This is a genomic window from Paraflavitalea speifideaquila (genome assembly GCF_032395985.1).
Lineage (GTDB): Bacteria > Bacteroidota > Bacteroidia > Chitinophagales > Chitinophagaceae > Paraflavitalea > Paraflavitalea speifideaquila.
Genome location: NZ_CP135920.1, coordinates 6,890,988 through 6,908,282 on the forward strand (window position 1 = coordinate 6,890,988; position 17,295 = coordinate 6,908,282).

Annotated in this window: 20 protein-coding genes; 7 read left to right on the forward strand and 13 right to left on the reverse strand. The window is 46.1% G+C overall.

What is annotated here, in order from left to right:
- Window positions 1-20 precede the first annotated feature (20 nt).
- The 4 genes from lodA to RS881_RS47365 all read right to left on the reverse strand — a co-directional run bounded on the left by lodA (window position 21) and on the right by RS881_RS47365 (window position 3,933).
- Window positions 21-1,490: a CTQ-dependent lysine 6-oxidase LodA gene (gene lodA / locus RS881_RS47350; protein WP_315817199.1), complete on the reverse strand. Its 1,470-nt coding sequence runs from the start codon at window positions 1,488-1,490 to the stop codon at window positions 21-23.
- Between the two features lie 244 nt (window positions 1,491-1,734).
- Window positions 1,735-2,667 (reverse strand): sensor histidine kinase, encoded by a 933-nt coding sequence (locus RS881_RS47355; RefSeq protein ID WP_315817200.1) that lies wholly within the window; start codon window positions 2,665-2,667, stop codon window positions 1,735-1,737.
- Window positions 2,577-2,912: a hypothetical protein gene (locus RS881_RS47360; RefSeq protein WP_315817201.1), complete on the reverse strand. Its 336-nt coding sequence runs from the start codon at window positions 2,910-2,912 to the stop codon at window positions 2,577-2,579. Before RS881_RS47360 ends, RS881_RS47355 begins: the two co-directional genes overlap by 91 nt.
- Window positions 2,913-3,552: 640 nt before the next feature.
- Window positions 3,553-3,933, reverse strand: coding sequence for a hypothetical protein (locus RS881_RS47365; RefSeq protein WP_315817202.1), 381 nt, complete (start codon window positions 3,931-3,933; stop codon window positions 3,553-3,555).
- Window positions 3,934-4,210: 277 nt separating this feature from the next.
- Between RS881_RS47365 and RS881_RS47370 the strand changes: the two genes are divergently transcribed.
- Window positions 4,211-4,564: a hypothetical protein gene (locus RS881_RS47370; protein ID WP_315817203.1), complete on the forward strand. Its 354-nt coding sequence runs from the start codon at window positions 4,211-4,213 to the stop codon at window positions 4,562-4,564.
- A 396-nt stretch (window positions 4,565-4,960) separates the two neighbouring features.
- Here RS881_RS47370 and RS881_RS47375 read toward each other — a convergent pair whose 3' ends face one another.
- The 9 genes from RS881_RS47375 to RS881_RS47415 form a co-directional block, all read right to left on the reverse strand.
- Complete coding sequence (locus RS881_RS47375; RefSeq protein ID WP_315817204.1) at window positions 4,961-5,188, reverse strand: transposase; 228 nt, start codon at window positions 5,186-5,188, stop codon at window positions 4,961-4,963.
- Window positions 5,181-5,486 (reverse strand): ABC transporter permease, encoded by a 306-nt coding sequence (locus RS881_RS47380; protein WP_315817205.1) that lies wholly within the window; start codon window positions 5,484-5,486, stop codon window positions 5,181-5,183. The genes RS881_RS47375 and RS881_RS47380 overlap by 8 nt, the downstream gene beginning before the upstream one ends.
- Entirely contained in the window at window positions 5,417-6,562 is a 1,146-nt protein-coding gene (locus tag RS881_RS47385) for an ABC transporter permease (RefSeq protein WP_315817206.1), read from the reverse strand. The genes RS881_RS47380 and RS881_RS47385 overlap by 70 nt, the downstream gene beginning before the upstream one ends.
- A 41-nt stretch (window positions 6,563-6,603) precedes the next feature.
- Window positions 6,604-7,548 carry an ABC transporter permease gene (locus tag RS881_RS47390; protein WP_315817207.1) on the reverse strand — a complete coding sequence of 315 codons (945 nt, stop codon included), beginning with the start codon at window positions 7,546-7,548 and terminating at the stop codon, window positions 6,604-6,606.
- On the reverse strand, window positions 7,523-7,855 hold the full coding sequence (locus RS881_RS47395; protein ID WP_315817208.1) for a hypothetical protein: 333 nt from the start codon (window positions 7,853-7,855) through the stop codon (window positions 7,523-7,525). The genes RS881_RS47390 and RS881_RS47395 overlap by 26 nt, the downstream gene beginning before the upstream one ends.
- A gap of 338 nt (window positions 7,856-8,193) precedes the next feature.
- Window positions 8,194-8,709 carry a DUF4861 family protein gene (locus RS881_RS47400; protein ID WP_315817209.1) on the reverse strand — a complete coding sequence of 172 codons (516 nt, stop codon included), beginning with the start codon at window positions 8,707-8,709 and terminating at the stop codon, window positions 8,194-8,196.
- The gene (locus RS881_RS47405; RefSeq protein WP_315824834.1) at window positions 8,673-9,011 is read right to left on the reverse strand and encodes a DUF4861 family protein; all 339 of its coding nucleotides are present in this window, start codon (window positions 9,009-9,011) and stop codon (window positions 8,673-8,675) included. Before RS881_RS47405 ends, RS881_RS47400 begins: the two co-directional genes overlap by 37 nt.
- Window positions 8,996-9,169 (reverse strand): hypothetical protein, encoded by a 174-nt coding sequence (locus RS881_RS47410; RefSeq protein WP_315817210.1) that lies wholly within the window; start codon window positions 9,167-9,169, stop codon window positions 8,996-8,998. Before RS881_RS47410 ends, RS881_RS47405 begins: the two co-directional genes overlap by 16 nt.
- Entirely contained in the window at window positions 9,154-9,483 is a 330-nt protein-coding gene (locus RS881_RS47415; protein ID WP_315817211.1) for a DUF4861 family protein, read from the reverse strand. The genes RS881_RS47410 and RS881_RS47415 overlap by 16 nt, the downstream gene beginning before the upstream one ends.
- A gap of 624 nt (window positions 9,484-10,107) precedes the next feature.
- Between RS881_RS47415 and RS881_RS47420 the strand changes: the two genes are divergently transcribed.
- From RS881_RS47420 to RS881_RS47445, 6 genes are all read left to right on the forward strand, one after another.
- Window positions 10,108-11,460 (forward strand): RNA polymerase sigma factor, encoded by a 1,353-nt coding sequence (locus RS881_RS47420; protein WP_315817212.1) that lies wholly within the window; start codon window positions 10,108-10,110, stop codon window positions 11,458-11,460.
- Complete coding sequence (locus tag RS881_RS47425; protein ID WP_315824835.1) at window positions 11,457-12,044, forward strand: FecR family protein; 588 nt, start codon at window positions 11,457-11,459, stop codon at window positions 12,042-12,044. Before RS881_RS47420 ends, RS881_RS47425 begins: the two co-directional genes overlap by 4 nt.
- A gap of 310 nt (window positions 12,045-12,354) precedes the next feature.
- Window positions 12,355-13,269: an STN domain-containing protein gene (locus RS881_RS47430; RefSeq protein WP_315817213.1), complete on the forward strand. Its 915-nt coding sequence runs from the start codon at window positions 12,355-12,357 to the stop codon at window positions 13,267-13,269.
- A 68-nt stretch (window positions 13,270-13,337) separates the two neighbouring features.
- The gene (locus RS881_RS47435) at window positions 13,338-13,847 is read left to right on the forward strand and encodes a hypothetical protein (protein ID WP_315817214.1); all 510 of its coding nucleotides are present in this window, start codon (window positions 13,338-13,340) and stop codon (window positions 13,845-13,847) included.
- A gap of 116 nt (window positions 13,848-13,963) precedes the next feature.
- Window positions 13,964-15,781 carry a SusC/RagA family TonB-linked outer membrane protein gene (locus tag RS881_RS47440; RefSeq protein WP_315817215.1) on the forward strand — a complete coding sequence of 606 codons (1,818 nt, stop codon included), beginning with the start codon at window positions 13,964-13,966 and terminating at the stop codon, window positions 15,779-15,781.
- Between the two features lie 127 nt (window positions 15,782-15,908).
- Window positions 15,909-17,171, forward strand: coding sequence for a RagB/SusD family nutrient uptake outer membrane protein (locus RS881_RS47445; protein ID WP_315824836.1), 1,263 nt, complete (start codon window positions 15,909-15,911; stop codon window positions 17,169-17,171).
- Window positions 17,172-17,295 lie beyond the last annotated feature (124 nt).

Here is a 17,295-nt window from a genome sequence, read left to right on the forward strand (position 1 = left end):
AATCATTTGCATACAATCAATTAACGCCTTTTACGCGTATCCGAACGTGGCAAGCCCAATCCATCCGGTTTTACTGCAATCGCTTTAAAAGCCCGCTCTTCCAACGCCGCTACCAGCTTTTGCGCACGCACACTCCTGGAAGCCACCTTGGAACCTGTTGTTTCCATATAAAATACCGGGATCGTCGTTTCCGCATCCGTTTCATTGCCACTGATAGCACTCACAGGCATATTCGTAAAAGAGAACAATTCATTGTTCCTTTCCGTTTCTGTAAAGAAAGGATAATCAGGAGCCCCCGCATTCCGGTTGCGGATAAAAGCCAGCGAAAACCAATACTCCACCATCTGCACAAAATTGTTGATCCCACGCTGATAATTCATCTGCTGGCCCGCAGGTCCATTGGAAGCAGCCTGCCCCTCCGGACCTAATTCACCCACCAGCACATCCCATGGACTTTGAGGTGGCCACCAATAAGAATAATAGGTAGGCGGCATAGGCTTCAATCCATCTCCATCCTCATTGGGAATTTTATTCACGGCAGGGTCAGTGAAATTTACATACTGAACCGTACACTGGAAAAAATCCGCCTGCCAGGGACAGGCCATCCGCTTCGTCAGGTCGCCCGGCTGGCAGCCGCCTCCCTCACATTCATCCCGCGAAGGATTCAGTCCCGAACTGTTATAACCATTTTTGCCGACCCTGTCCTGTATCACAAACGGGCTCCCGTAAACTGCTGGGTTTTGCATATTCCAGGTCACTTCTATCCCCGGACACATCGGCAGTCCCGCACAATTGCCCACACTGGCCGTATCAAGTGGGCTCACAGGGTACGGGCTCACATCCCCGGTAGAAAAGACTCCCCTGGCCCATTGTCCCATCAGGAAATATTGCGTTTCATTTAATGCAAGAAATTTGATCAAAGTAGTATTGCTCACCGAATTGCTGCCCGAATTAAGTGGCATCATCGGAAATATATCCGCACCGTTTTCCATAAACAAAGTACCTGATGGTTGATAGGGCGAATCGTCATGAAGGCCATTCGGGCCCCTGAAATAGGAAAAATATTTTTCACGGTTGGCCCGGTTTGCTTCACTTTTATCGGTGAAGTCAAAAATATTGGAAGCAAAAGCCAGCATCGGCTGAATATTTGAAACCCACTGGTATTGGGCCATCCGGTGCATGATGGGCAAAATATCCCGCTCATAATTAGCCTCGTAAGTGGCTACAAATTCACCACGGTAATACATTTCCGGAATCAGTGCAAAGCAACGTACTCCTACATCAAACATGGTATCACTCAACGTCGATATGTTCACAATTTCCGGGGCAAAATCCGGATAGCCAACGATCACCCATGCCCGCAGATTTGCCGGGGCAGTGCGGTCATTGAAAGTAATGGTACAATACACCGGGCCATCAGAAATATCATCATGCCAGGTACTCGATCCGCCATAGCTGATCAGTGGCTCATCCTCCACCCGCATCGCCATTATTATTCAATTTATTGACCTATTGTAAATAATAGCAACAATGCCTTTATTCATCAACAGTTGAAACTATAAACAGCCGGCTTTACAAATCTCAAAACCGATTTGAATCCCAGGGAAGCAAAGAGAATCCGAAGAGAATTACCTGTGGAATCATGGAGGCGCCATGAAGGCCAACCACTGTTATAGAAAAATGAAATCCGGATCATCGCTTATTACTAGCTTCCAGGCAGGTGATAGGCAGTCTTTAATTGCCGGGAGGCAGGAAAATAGTAAAAGTGGCGCCCGCACCCAATTTACTTCTGGCGCTGATGATGCCGCCATGTTTTTCCACGATCTTTTTACACAATGCCAGCCCAATACCGGTACCACTGTAGAATTGCCGGTTATTGAGCCGCTTGAACACCACAAATACCTGATCGGCATATTGCTGGTCAAAGCCAATGCCATTATCGTTGAAAATGATCTTAACATAGCGGCCCGCTGGCTGCCCGGTTGCTGGTAGGCCAGATGGTGAATCAACCAGGGTATGGCTGATCTGTATGCGTGGCTGCTGTTCATTAAATTTCAGGGAATTGCTCACCAGGTTGCCAAATAACTGGCGCAGTTGCTGGTAATCGCCCATCACCAAAGGGAGGAGGCCAACAGTAAGGATGGCATTTTTTTGCTCGATCAATAAGTCAAAATCATTCCTTACGTCCTCCAATACCTGGTTGAGGTTTACTGCTGTGAATGCTTGCTCCGACCGCGAAAGCCGGGAATAGTTCAGCACATCGTTGATCAGGCCCGTCATCTGTTTGGCCGAAGCATCGACCTTATTGTAATACGTTTCCACCGCCTCCGGGTCATCAATATTCGTTTTGAGCAGTTCCGCAAAGGTCTGGATCTTGCGCAAAGGCTCCTGCAGGTCATGACTGACAATGTAGGCGTATTGTTCCAGCTCGTGGTTCGATCTTTCGAGGTCTGCATTGAGTTGCACCAGGTATTCCATCCTTTCTTCTGCCTGCCTGCGGGCGGTAATATCGGTAAGCATATTGACTGCCCCTTTCAATTGGCCGGTATCATCCATAACAAGTTGCGGGGAAGAGATTACATAACGTTTGCTGCCATCTGGGCGATAAACGAGGATTTCCTGCCCCTGAACGACTCTCCCTCTTTGAGGGCAATGGCCATGGGGCAAACTTCGGGCAGCAGTGAGGTACCATCGGGCCTGTACATTTTCCACGAACCACACCAACGCTCCTTGCCCAATGCCGGCTCACGCCCCCAAAGCATTGCCGCAGCTTCATTAAAGAATCTTATATATCCTTCATTATCACACGAGTAAATAGCTACGGGTAGTTGCTGGAGCATTTTTTTGTAAAAGCCATCGCTTTCCAGCAGTAGGTCTATAGCGGCGGGGCCGGTATGTACATCGTGATTCATAAAGTTACTTTCAACTGTTACCGGCATGGTGCTTACGTGTATACTACACATCCTTAAAAAAATATGCCAGCCTGGATCAGTTCAGCCACCTTCCCTGCAATAGATTCCTATTTATTCAACTCATCTATCTGTTTAAACTGGTCCCGGCATTTTTCCACACTTTTTGCCCATAGCGTTCAGCATTCTTCCTCCATACTATTTTGTGTTGGTGTACTACCAGGAATTCCAGCATTTCCTTAAAAAGAATCTCTATGACATCTTTAGCCTTGCTGCTACGTAAATTATCAATTGTCCGCAAGTCGGGGAGGCTGTACTGGTGCCGCCGCCATGATACAAATTAATTAAGTCGCTGATATCCATAAACTCTACAACTTCGTCGACTACCCGAACAAAGTGCTTTTCGCCAATTAGTTCTTCCAGAGAAGGAGCAATAAAGATGGTTGCTGATTGTATTTCTTAAATATTACGGAAGTATTTATTTTAGCCATTGTAATTTTTAGTGTGCTAACTTAAAATTACAAAACAGCCCTTACTCAAAAGAGTAAAAAAAGGCCCCTGAGAATTGCTTAAACGGCTACAAGTCTCCGGCAGGGGCCCGAATAAAAAGAGGGTGTATCGTACTTTTGACACCCTTCTACTTTTAAGGAATAGACGCCACCACGGTTATTTTGCCACTGGCAACTTCAGCAGCAGTTATCGTGTAACCTAATATTAATGGGAGTAAGTCACTTTTGAAGTACAAAATATCACCTCCCTGTACTTCCAGGTCGTAATTGTACAAATCTACAACGGTACCGTAAGTACTGGTTGGGCCATTGTAAAGACTGTAAGCCATAACAGGTAGCTGTGCTTCAATATTGCTCACATTCACCACTGTCAGGCCGACGTTTGCATGCACACGGGCACTAGCAACATTCTTTCCTAAAGCAGCCTTGCTTTCAGAAAATGCTGGGGCAGTAGTAAAGGAGCTACCTACAAATAGCAGGAGGGTAGCAAAAAACAATTTGATCGTCTTTTTCATAATCGTTTTTTTTTGTGTGTGAAGAAATAGCGAGTATGTTAATTTACGGCAGTTTAGTCGAGTTCCTATTGTATAACCTTTGATTTCTTACTATCCTTTATAAGGGTTAATCAGCTCATACTAAGTTACAAATAATCGTTCTTACGTCAACACCAGTTTTAATAATTGAGAGATTAGTTCTGCTTTTACAAGTTAAAAAAATGGAGAAATGAATTGAATTAGATGTTTTTGCGTGATGTAAATAACGTATATAGATATAGGACATAGTCAAAACCTGATGCACCCGGCCGATGAAAAGCGGCTCGAAAAATATATGGGAAGCAATGGCCAGGTCTTTAAAACCATCACCTCCAACAAGTTGAGCCTCTCTGTGCCATACGTAGAAGGATTATTTCAAAGCGGCACGGGGAATATAGAGCGAATGGTGGAGCATGTGGTAGACAGTGGTTATTACCGGATGCAGCATTTTATAAGTGAATCAGCGTGGGGCACCCGGGCGGGCTTTGATAAAGTAGCTAAAGACACAAATCCCATTTTTCAGGATTTTGAACTAGTGGGGCTATTGTTGGACGAGCATTCTCACGCCAAAAGGGGAACATTCGGTGGGCGTATCGCGTCAGTCTTGCGGTAATACCGGAAAGGTGGACAATTGCCGGGTGGCAGTATATGTACTATACCCGCCGGAGGGTTCTAATAAATGGGAGCATATCCGGTTACACAAAACCGTTAAAAGGAATTAGGTATACATCGAATATTTACAAACCGTATATACCTGAGATCGAGAATCCGCCGATTGTTCAGAACATCAGTTGATCATCGAGGTCACCAAAGTTAAGAACGGCAATTGGGAGTACAAGTATGCATTGAGTAATGCAGCAGAAGATAAGTTTCCAATAGAGTACCTGGTTCAGCTTCTCCTGTTACTTCTGTATAAAATCGTCCTCGATTCTTTGATCTGGGGCTGATCCAAAAGGTCGTTACCTCAATAGAAGGAAAAATATATGGCCGACCTTGGCGGCTATATATTTTAAGATCGGTAGGTGCTCTGCGTAGGTACCAGGTTGCGGGGACGGCCAAGTGGCAAAAACTGGCTTTGCTTACGCAGGCCACGCAAGTGGAAGCCACGGAACCCCATATTGTGGTTAATGTCGCCAAAGCAGCTTTCGACCTCTATGCCACGTCGCTTCTTTAGTGCCTGCCCCAGTTGCGTATGAAGGTTCTCCCGGGCCTGTTGTTTAATGGATAGGTTATTCACTACGTAAGGCCTTCACCGGGCTCGACAAAGCAGCTTTCAAGGCCTGGTAGCTGACCGTTAAAATGGCTATCAGTACAGATACCAGCCCGGTAAGACCAAATACCCACCACCCAATATCAATACGATAAGCAAAATGTTGCAGCCAACTGTGCATTAGCCACCACGCAACCGGGGAAGCAACCAGGAAGGCAATTAAGATCAGTTTCAGGAAGCCGGTTGACAATAAGCTTACAATAGCCGATACCGAGGCTCCCAGCACCTTGCGTACACCAACTTCCTTGATCCTGGTTTCGGCCATATAGGTAGCCAGGGCAAACAAACCCAGGCAGGAAATAAGGATGGTAAGGCCCGCAAACACAGCGGCCAGTTCACCAATACTTTTTTGACCACGGAATTTATTGATATACGCTTCCTGCGCCAGGTAGTACTCAAAGGATAATCGGGATTGTATTTTTTGAATACCTGGGCTACTTTATCCAGTTCTTCCTTAGAGGTATTCTTCAGCCGGAAACTGACAGCGCCGAACCAGTCTTTATTAGGCCCCTGCAATACGATGGGAACAATGGGTTGAAACGGGTTGCCGGGAATAAAATCACTCACCATCCCTACCACATGCCAGTCGTTGAATTCACCTTTAATGATCCGTCCGATCGGTTGCTTTAATCCCATTTGTTTTACCGCCGATTCAGTAAGCAATACAGCCGTTGAATCGGTAGGATACATTTTGGTATTGATATCACGCCCGGCGATCACTTTTATACCCATGGTTTGTGTAAAATCGTCATCACTCAGGAATTGTGCAAACCCAACATGTTGATCGGGCGCTTTACCTTCCCAACTGTATCGATCGGTATTACTCCAGATATCAGTCACCGGCGAATTGGTACGGGTAACAGAGCTGGCCAAACCCTTGTTCAGTAGTTCTTGCTTAATGAGTGGATAGTTCTTAGACATGTCGCCTTTCACATAGGCAAAGGCCAGCTTGTCCATATTAATACCCATATCCCTGTTTTGCGCATGGAGTATTTGGCGGTAAATGATGACCGTACAAATGATAAAGATGATAGCAAAAGTAAACTGAACCACCACCAGCACTTTACGGGGAGTAACCAGGGCATGCACGGCTTTAAAAGTGCCCTTTAATACTTTTACCGGTTTGAAGGCAGAGAGGTAAAAGGCAGGGTAACTACCCGCCAACAGGCCGGTGAAAAATACAAAACCCAGCGCGGCCAGCCAGAAACCCGGATGTTGATAAGGAATGGTTAAACGATCGCCCGATAAACGATTGAACCATCCCAGGGCCGATTGGGCAATGATAAGACCCAGCAAGCCAGCTACCAGGGCAATGATCATGGACTCACTGATGAACTGCACTACGAGTGAATTTCTGCCGGCGCCCGCTACCTTGCGGATGCCTACTTCTTTGGCCCTTTTTCACTGCGGGCCGTACTCATATTCATATAATTGATGCAGGCAATGAGCAAAATAAAAGCAGCGATAATGCCCATCAATCGAACTTCGTCGATCACACCTCCTACGATCTTCCCATTTTCAAAACGACTCCACAACAGCCATTTCTTCATAGGATGTAGAAATACCTGGGTCTTTATTTTTGGATCGTTTTTCCTGATCACATTGGCAAAGAGTTCATTGGCCGTTCTTTCACTAACGCCCGGCTTCAGCAAAACATAGGTATTAATGGAATTACTACCCCAGTCATTGTTGCCCCAGCCTACTTCCTTTGTATAACCCCAGGGCACCAGGTAATCAAAACCAAAACGCGAATTGGCAGGCAGGTTCTTAAGGATTCCCGTCACTGTAAAGTTGACATTGCTGTCGATCCGGATCACCTTGCCCAGGGCTTCTTCTTCACCAAAAAGTTTTTGAGCTGTTTTTTCAGTGAGTACGATGGAATGTGTCTCCTTTAATGCGGTGGCAGGATTGCCTTTGAGGAATGGAAAGTCAAATACGGAGAAGAAACCAGCATCGGTTAAGAAACCTTGCGACTGCAGTTGTTTATCACCATACTTCAGGATAAAAGCGCCCACCCAGTTCATACGCACCGCTTCTTCTACCTGTGGCCAGCCGGCTTTCAGCGCTGGCCCCAGGGGGTGGGAAGTGCTGTTCCAAACATGTACTTCGCCGCCCGGTTTTTCCCGGTTGTAGATCTGGTAAATACGGTCTCTTTTCGTATGGAAATTATCAAAGTTGAATAAGTTCTGTATCCATAGCAATAACAAAATTGCGCCTGCCATACCTACGGCAAGGCCAATGATATTAATGGCCGAAAAAGTTTTGCTGCGCAACAGCGTACGGCAGGATGTTTTGAAATAATTATTCAACAGGCCGCCGCTGTTCATGATCGTATTGTACAAACGAACCGACCGGGAAGGGCTTTTTTCCAGGGAATACGGCTGGCCATCGTAGCAGCATGCGCTGATTGTTCCTTTTGCGGGTCATCTTCTGCATCAACCGGTCGAAGGCTTCTTCTGCTGCGTCGTTTTCAGCTGGTTTTTCCTGCGCCCACAAATTCAGGAGCATCTCCACCGTATAGGTCATCTCCGGGTATTTGTGCAAGAGCAGCTCCAACTCTTTGCGTTCATCCCAACTGGCTTCACCAGCCAGTTTTCGGGCCACCAATGTCCAGATACGATCCTGATCCTTCATGGCTAAATGACTTTGATCCTTAAAATATTAGTTTCCATACAAGTGTATCCATCGTTGTGCCAAGGTAATATATTTTTGATAACCATGATATTATAACTGGATGAGAGGTTCGTAAACTGTCCGGTTACGGTACAAACTGTACGTTTTCCGGGCTGGTGGCGGGAAGTCGGGAAGACCGAAAGTCCGGAAGACCGAAAGAAAAATCTTTACCCATAAGCGGTGACACCTTTCGTTTGTGTAGTGTCGCCCCTGCCGGGCAGGTTCTTTAAGGTAGTAATGTGTAGGTGTTACCAGCCACCAGGTTGAAGCCATATAACAGGTCTGGCACCCTTATACTACTATTGCCATGAGATTTTGACCGGTATACTACGTTTTATTTCCTGTATCATGAATTGGCGGAAGCTGGCTTCACTGGCAAATTGCGCATCACTGGGTTGCCAGCCGGCATAAAAACGATAAGTGATCCGATCCCTGCCTGGTTTGAAAGCCACTCCATACGTATTCTGTACATCCGTATTGACATTGGGCGTAGTGATAAAATGATCAAATTCCTTTTGCGCCAGCAAAATGCCCATGCCCAGGTTGTCTTTGTTCTCGCTTTGCGTATCGTATGTATACAATACATTATAACCGGCAGTATCCATTTGCTGCGCAGCATGGCTGTGCAGGTTCACAATACCCGATACCAACCTGGCATCGGCAGGAAGACCAGCTACATATACCGTACTTTCATAAAAATACTGGCCTCCCCATATAGATATCTCTTCGGCAAACGCCGCCGTATGGGTACTATCCAATGGTTTCCATTCAGGATATTTCAGCCGGAAAATGGCCCGCACAGGTCCATCTGCCACCTGCTCATAAAAATGCTGCCCATATTGAGGCCTCCGAGGCGCACCAGCGTATCTTTTCCCGCTGCATCCCTCATCAATACCCCCATAGCCCCTGCACCCAATGATTTACCTACCTTCAGCACATCCATTCCCCAATCGGCCAGGGCATGGTAATTTTTGGCAGTATCAGTACCTACCTCATCCAGCACCATGCGGGCAGTCGTTTTACCCCAGATATCTTTTCCATTGCGGACATCAAAATAAAGCCGGAATCCTACTTTATCATTTTCCCAGGCCGGTCCCTCCGTTAAGAAAGCAGGCAGCGGTTGTTTGGAAAATCAGTAGCGGGCTGACCAGCAGGTACCGAATCAGTAAGCAGGTTATTGCCAAATGTATTATCGGCATTCTTTCGTCTATGCCTTACATGTGCCAGTACAGCCGCTTTGATGGTGGCAGGCCCATCGGCTATGGATACATCCAATACTTTTTCTCGCCGGCCTTTAAAGATAGCAGGAAAGCAAGCTCGTCCCAGTTCCCATCACCATCATAGTCATCATATTGTACCACCAGCGGCCGGCCACCCTCCCCCAGCAGCAAGTATTTACCTGCCGACAGGCTATCCACCTTGGTTTCCAGTACCGGTCTTTTTATAACGATCAATTCCTGTGGCCGTTCTACACCATTATTTTCAATAATCAGTTGAGTATTTTTTTGTCTTGGCAGGATGTAAGGGCCAGGGCAAGGAGCAGGGAGCCCATTGCCTGGTGCTTCAAAGAAGATAATTTCATAATCCACATTTTATGGCTTGCTATTTATAGCACAATATAAACCCTACAGGATCATCACCCAAGTAGTGCGAAAAGTAAAGCAGTAGATGTTATAACCAAAAGATAATAAGTAGGGATTTTTCTATTGAGCGAAACTTGCATGTTTAATTGATGCATAGGAAGCAGGACCTGATAAAAAGGGAATTGTCCGGCCAATTTAACGGGAAAATGCACTTGATGTACATCAAATAATTTAGCCACCGGGGTCAATAGGGGTAATTTATTACCTCATTGAGTGACCGTAATAGCGGATACAAGCTTATTAGAATAGATGAACCCGGTGGAGGTTTACTTTTTATTTTGTAATGTTGCAATTGCATAGAATCTGTATAAATAAGGCATATACAGGTACCTTGCAAGTCTGGCAACTACCCGGTTACATTATTGGCAAACTCTCCCCTTATCAAATGAACTGTTTTGCCGGGGTTTGATTTTTTTGGATCATTTCTTCCCTGAACAGGTTAAGCCTTATCTTTTTGCGCTGCCCAATATGGCAGGCAAGTAATCTATTTATTTTATTCAACCTAAAAAGCGCAAGCAGCCGCCAACATCTATTGTGATGACCCCGAAATTCCAGGATAAGTCAAATTGGATGGTCGCCTTCCGGGATGGAAATGGGGATACTTTTAAAGAGGTATTCAAGGAGCACCATCGTGCCTTGTGTTACCTGGCGGAACAATATGGGCTGGATAAAGAAGAAGCAGAGGATATTGTATCGGATACATTCACCAAATTGTGGCATGGAAGGGCCCAATTCAGTGATGAAGGCCATATAAAAGGATTTTTGCGCATCACTACACGCAATGCTTGTGTAAACCTGGTGAAACAAAAGCAACGCCGAGCCAACTCCAACAACGAAATATCCTACCTGATGGGCGACCGGGAAGAAGATTTCTTCCGCAAACTGGTTGAAACCGAACTCATCAAAAAACTATACCCGTATATAGAGCAATTGCCCCGGAAATGCCGGGCTGTATTTGAACAGGTTTATTTTGAAGGGGCCACCACAGAAGAAGCGGCTAACAAATTGGGGATTTCAACACGTAATGTATTGAACCAGAAAGCCAGGGCCCTGCAATTATTGCGCGGAAAGATCTTCCTGCTGCAATTCCTTTTCTGCCTGGTGCTTACTTATCAGGGTATTAACAAAGCCCCGGCCGATGGCGCTTCCCAGGCTTCGGAAAAAGAAAATAAAAACATAAAAATCTTTTTTGTCAAAAAGCCAACACCTGCTGTTTATATTAAGGATCACGGCAGAGTTACTGGCTCAAAACTCAATTCATCACCTTATTACTTATGGAAAAAGTCGAAAAAAATATTAAACCTGATTAACAAGCGTCGGGTGCTGACTTTGAGCCAGGAGGAGGAAAATGAGTTACAAGTGTGGTTGGCCGAATCTGAAGAAAATCGCTCTTTGTTTGTTGAATTATCTGATGAAAAGGTTTTAACTGAAAAGTTGAAAGCTTATGCACGGGTTGACACAGAAGCCATTTGGCAGAAAACCATCCAACAGATAGAACCTACGGCAAAAGTAAAACCACTTTATCCCGTTGGTGGCCTGTGGTGGAAATATGCTGCCGCAGCAGCTGTTGTTTTGGGTGTTGCTATGGCAGGTTGGTGGTATTTCAAACCAGCCACGCCGCAGCCAATGGCCGACCAACAAAGTAGTGGCCCATCATCAACCAGGAAAATTGTTCCAGGTAGTGCCAAAGCCACCCTTACCCTGATTGATGGGCAAAAGATGGTGTTGGACAATTCCACCGACCAGCAGAAAATTGATCAGCAAGGTATTACGATATCGAAGGCCAATGGGCAATTGCAATATCACGGTGTCAATGAGGCCAATGGAAAGGGTCCAATAGCTGTTGGATCGGAAGTTCTTTACAATACTGTATCTACCCCGAGGGCGGGCAGTTCCAGGTTATTCTTCCCGACGGAAGCATAGTTTGGCTCAATGCGGCTTCATCATTGCGTTTTCCTATAGCCTTCGCCGGTGGTGAAAGAAATGTTTCACTAACCGGTGAGGCTTTTTTCGAAGTTGCCCCCATGGCTGATAAGCCTTTCAAAGTGGCTATTAGCTCTCCGCTGGGAGATGGAGGTATCGTTGAAGTATTGGGAACGCGTTTCAACATAAACGCTTATACGGATGACGCCCTGGTGAAAACCATCCTGTTGCATGGTTCGGTAAAACTAACCACCAAAACAGGGGTTCAAAAGGTGCTGAAACCTGGTCAGGAAGCATTGGTTGACAGAGGCGGAAAAGTTCAGCAAGTACTGGAGGTGGATATTGCCACTGCTGTACCCTGGATGAATGATGAGATCAACCTCGTAAATGGTCTAAAAGTAGCGATGCAGGAAATCGGGCGCTGGTACAACCTGAAAATCGAGTATGCCGGTAAGATCCCGGAAACGTCATTGAAAGGTCAAATTTCACGAAAGTATGCTATCGAAGACGTAATCAAGGTATTAAGATCACAGGGAATTAAGTTAGAACTGAACAGTAAGGATAAAAAGATCGTAATAACATAATGGTATTCAAAAGGTTAACTAAAAGGTCACTAAAAATATTTGGAATCCATCGTATTTCCCATTAATCATTAAGCCATCCTGTGCTGCATGCACACAAACATGCAGCAATCTTGTTTCTACTGCGAACCAAGAGCTATATTTGCTCCTGGTTCGCAGTTTTTAGTTTTATATCCCTGTTGAAAAACCTATACCTGGCCAAGACGGGGATGTGAAAAGTTTCCTAATTAAGCGGAGGAAGCAGAGTAACCATAACAACAGGGTCGGCGTGAATAGAACCAACATTTTATTATTGACCATAACTTGCTTGCTTTTGAGTGCTGTAGGATTTGCCCAACGCAATCCTACTTCTCAACAGAGGCTGATCACTATTTCCATGCAGCGTGTTTCGCTGGAAACTGTATTCACCGAAATAGAAAAGCAAACCAATTACCGCTTCATTTACAAACCCGTCTTATTGGCCCATGCCAATAAAGTAAGTCTGCAGGTTCGCAACGCCACCATTGAAGAAATACTTCCCCTTATTTTTAAAGACCAGCCTTTTGAATACGAGTTATTCAAAGAAAGTGTTTTACTAACGCCACCACGTACCAGTACTGCCCGCACTATTGATGAGGAGCCACCCAGAACTTCCATCAAGGGAAGGATCGTTAACAAAACAGGCGATCCCATACCCAGTGCCACCGTTATAGCCTTGCGCAGCAAACAACAAATAACCACCGGCGAGAATGGTGACTTCACTTTGAATAATATGCTGCTCAAAGACAGCCTTATTGTGAGTAGTGTAGGTTATGAAACACGGTTTATTAACCTAAAGGGAAACCAGGACCTATTGATCGAACTTCAGCTGGTGGCCAGGGAATTATCAAAAGTGGTGGTTGCTTCCGGATATCAGAAGGCGCCCATCGAACAGCTAACGGGTTCTTTTTCCAAGATCGACAATAAGTTATTGAACTATAAAGTGGGGACCAATGTACTGGACCGGCTGGAGGGTGTTACACCCAGTGTATTGTTCATTAAAAACAAGCAGGAAGGCGTCAATCAATCCAGCATCAATATACGCGGCCGCAGTACCATTTTCGCCTATCCCGATCCACTGATCATCCTGGATCATTTTCCATACACGGGCGATGTAAACAATATCAACCCCAACGATATAGAAAGTATTACCATATTAAAGGATGCCGCCGCCGCTTCGATCTGGGGGCCTATGCCGCCAATGGGGTAATTGTTATTACCACCAAAAGTGGTAAGTATAACCAGGCCATTAAACTTTCTGTCAATGCCAATGTAACGGTGACTACTAAGCCCGACCTGTATTATGATCCCATCATGAGCTCCAGTGATTATATTGATGTAGAGCGCTTCCTCTTTAACAATGAGTTTTTCGCTGATCGGGAAACCAATCCACTGCATCCAGCCTTATCACCTGCGGTAGAGATCATGATACAGGAAAGGGATGGCCTGATATCTTCGGCCAAGGCTACCGCCCTGCTCAATACCCTGCGGCAGCAGGATGTACGCAAGGATCAGGAGAAATATTTGTACCGTACCGGCATTAACCAGCAATATTCCCTGAGCGCCAGTGGCGGCGGTACACATAATCAATATTATTTTTCGGCCGGTTACGACAGGAACCTGCCCAGCCAGGAGGGCAACCAATACAACCGCATTACACTCAATGCCAACAATACCTATGCTTTGTTGCAAAAGAAGTTGGAACTCACGACAGGCATTATTTTTCAGCCAGCCAGGTACGCAGCCCCAGCAATGCCTTTGCCATCAACAATCCCTACACTCAACTAAAAGATGCCAACGGACAGCCAGCAGCACAGTACTTAACCCTCCGTCAATCTTATATTGATACAGCCGGCGGTGGTCGGCTGCTGGACTGGAATTACCGGCCCCTGGATGAACTGCGCTTGTCGAACAATAAAACCAATATTACCGACTACCGCATCAATGGCGGATTGAAATACCATATTGTTCCAGGGTTTAGCGCCAACCTCTTGTACCAATACAATAAGGGGTATGCAGAACGGCGGAACCTCCAAAGCATGGAAACATTCTTTACACGTGACCTGATTAACCAGTACACACAGATCAATGGGTCTACCCTCACCACACCCATCCCTTATGGCGGCATACTGGACCGGGTAAATACCACTTACCAGGCCCATAATATCCGGGCGCAGGCCGACTATACGCATAGCTGGAATAACCGGCATCGCTTCAATGCCTTTGGCGGTGCTGAGCTTAGGAGTTTAACTACGGAAGAAATTTTTGCCCGTCAATATGGGTATGACCCCGACCGGCAAATAAGTACACCGGTGAATTATAACATCCCTTACAAGATATATTATAATCCATCGCTTGAACTAAAGATCCCCTATTTTGATAAAAACCGTACCAAGATTGACCGGTATCTTTCCTATTTTGTGAATGCTGCTTACACCTTTCATCAGCGTTATATTTTTTCGGCCAGCGCCCGCAAAGATGAGTCGAATATTTTTGGGGTGAAGACCAACCAGAAGGGAGTACCGCTTTGGAGCGCTGGCCTGAGCTGGGAGATCAACAAAGAACGCTTTTTCAAAAATGCCGATTGGCTGCCCTACCTGCGATTACGCCTTACCCATGGGTACAATGGCAATGTAGACCGCACGGTTTCGGCTTTTACCTCTGCCATCATCCAGGGACAAAACAGTTATGGAGCAACCAGCGCCAGTATTGAGAATCCGCCCAACCCAGCCCTGCGCTGGGAAAAAGTGCGCATGAGCAATATCGGGATCGATTTTAGATCGCAAAAGGATATCATCAGCGGCAGTCTTGAATACTACCAACGCAAGGCCGAAGACCTGATTGGCAATAGTCCGCTTGATCCTACTACCGGCGTTGCTAATTTCCGGGGCAATACCGCCAATATGAAGGGTCGCGGTATAGATATTACATTGCATACCCAAAACATCAATAAGAAGGATTGGAAATGGTACAGTACCATACTCTTTAGTTATACGAAAGATGAAATAACCGAATACAAAGTGCAGCAAAATGGCATTGGCGTTTACATAAATAAAGATTTTATCAATCCACTGAAAGGAAACCCTGTCTATTCCATTTACAGTTTGCGCTGGATGGGCCTTGACCCGGTAAACGGCGATCCGCAGGGTTGGTTGACCAACCAGATCAGCAAAGACTATGGCGCTATCCGCAACTCTACCGATCTCAACAACCTGCTGTACAATGGACCAGCCAACCCAACCCTGTTTGGCAGTGTGCGTAATACGATTGCCTGGAAGCAATGGCAGTTGGCTTTCAATATCACCTGGAAAGCCGGTTATTATTTCAGGAGATCCTCTATGAGTTATTATGACTTGTTCAGATTTAACGGCCAGGGGCATGCAGACTATGGCCAGCGCTGGCAAAAACCGGGCGATGAAACAAACACCAATGTACCCTCCATGTTATATCCTGCTAACAACTCCAGGGACCTGTTTTACCAGTATTCCAGCATCCTGGTAGAAAAAGGCGATCATGTACGGCTACAGGATATCCGCCTCAGTTATGATCTCAACCAGGAGGTACTTAAAAAAGGGCCCATCCAGGCGGTACAATTCTATGTATATGCCAATAATATCGGCATCCTGTGGAAGGCCAATAACGCGGGTATTGATCCGGACTATATCAGCGGGTACCCGGCGCCACGCACCATTGCAGCAGGACTTAAAATTGATTTCAAATAAGGGATATGAATACCGTACAAAAGTTATACATATTTCTCTTGGCCCTTGCCCTGGCCGGGGTGAGCAGCTGCGATAAAAGAAGTTCCTGGATGCCAAGCCGGATAGTGATCTATTTGTTCCTTCTACCCTGGAAGAATGCCAAGCCCTGCTGGACAATGAAACCGTGATGAATGAAACACCCGTGCTGGGCGAACTATCGGCCGATAATTTTTACATGCCCTACCCATTTTGGCGTAACCTGATTATCAAAGAAAGGAATGCCTATATCTGGCTGGCGGAAACCTTTGATGGATTGACAGGTGATATTGGCGACTGGAACAGTCCTTATAAACAGGTATTTTATGCCAATGTGATCCTGGAAAGCCTGTCCAAAATACCGGTTACCGCCAACAACGAAAGCAATTGGAAGGCCATTAAAGGCGCCGCCCTTTTTGCCCGTTCGCATGCCTTTTACCAGGTGGCGCAGGTATTTGCGCCCATATACAGCACCAATGCCAACGATGATAAATGGGGCATCCCTTTACGCTTAGTACCTGGTGTGGATGAAAAATCGGTGCGGTCAACCCTGCAGCAAACCTATGCCCAGATTGTTGGTGACCTGCAGGAAGCCAGTTCCTTATTACCAGCAGCCATCCCGGCCAAAAACCGTAACCGCTCGTCCAGGCCGGCAGCTTTTGCTTTATTGGCCCGCACCTGCCTGAGCATGGACAATTATTCCCTGGCCAAAACTTATGCGGACAGTTGTTTGAAACTGTACAATACCCTGATCAAATACGATACCCTCAATACCCAGCTAAGCAATCCCTTCAACAGCCTCAATGCAGAAACCATTTACCAAAGCAGGTTTATTACCACGAATGTTTTGCGGGCAAGAACCGTAAGCAATTGTATTGTAGACAGTAATTTGTACCGTTCGTATGCACCCAATGATCTGCGCAGCATTATCTTTTTCCAGCCCAACCCCGGTAATGGCAATATAAACCCCAAGGCCAGTTACAATGGCACCAACCAATTGTTTACCGGCCTCGCTACGGACGAGGTGTACCTCATCAGGGCCGAATGCCTGGCACGCATGGGCCAGGTGCAGGAAGCCATGACCGACCTGAATACCCTGCTGGTAAACCGGTGGCGGGCTAATAGCTTTAAACCTTTAACCGCCGCTAATGCGGAAGATGCTTTGCGGGTCATATTAATAGAAAGAAGAAAGGAACTGCCTTTTCGCGGCCTGCGGTGGACCGACCTGCGCCGGTTGAACAAATCGGGCGCCAACATTATCTTAAGGCGTCAACTGGATCAACCCTACCAGCTTACTCCAGGCGATCCGCGTTATACATTATTGCTGCCGCCGGATGTAATTAACCTAAGTGGCATGACACAAAATCCCCGTTAATAGTCAATACGGCTACCGCCCATAAAAGGTCCCGCCAGAGGCGGGACCGCACTAATCAAATACCATTAACCATTAAACCTTATCCTATGAAAACATGAATGTAGAACTTTTTTTTGATAAGGGG

What these genes read in the sequence shown, in the direction of transcription:
- lodA (WP_315817199.1), bottom strand. Translation starts at nt 1,490, where the DNA reads ATGGCGATGCGGGTGGAGGATGAGCCACTGATCAGCTATGGCGGATCG.
- RS881_RS47360 (WP_315817201.1), bottom strand. Translation starts at nt 2,912, where the DNA reads ATGAATCACGATGTACATACCGGCCCCGCCGCTATAGACCTACTGCTG.
- RS881_RS47365 (WP_315817202.1), bottom strand. Translation starts at nt 3,933, where the DNA reads ATGAAAAAGACGATCAAATTGTTTTTTGCTACCCTCCTGCTATTTGTA.
- RS881_RS47370 (WP_315817203.1), top strand. Translation starts at nt 4,211, where the DNA reads ATGCACCCGGCCGATGAAAAGCGGCTCGAAAAATATATGGGAAGCAAT.
- RS881_RS47380 (WP_315817205.1), bottom strand. Translation starts at nt 5,486, where the DNA reads ATGGCCGAAACCAGGATCAAGGAAGTTGGTGTACGCAAGGTGCTGGGA.
- RS881_RS47390 (WP_315817207.1), bottom strand. Translation starts at nt 7,548, where the DNA reads ATGAACAGCGGCGGCCTGTTGAATAATTATTTCAAAACATCCTGCCGT.
- RS881_RS47395 (WP_315817208.1), bottom strand. Translation starts at nt 7,855, where the DNA reads ATGAAGGATCAGGATCGTATCTGGACATTGGTGGCCCGAAAACTGGCT.
- RS881_RS47420 (WP_315817212.1), top strand. Translation starts at nt 10,108, where the DNA reads ATGGTCGCCTTCCGGGATGGAAATGGGGATACTTTTAAAGAGGTATTC.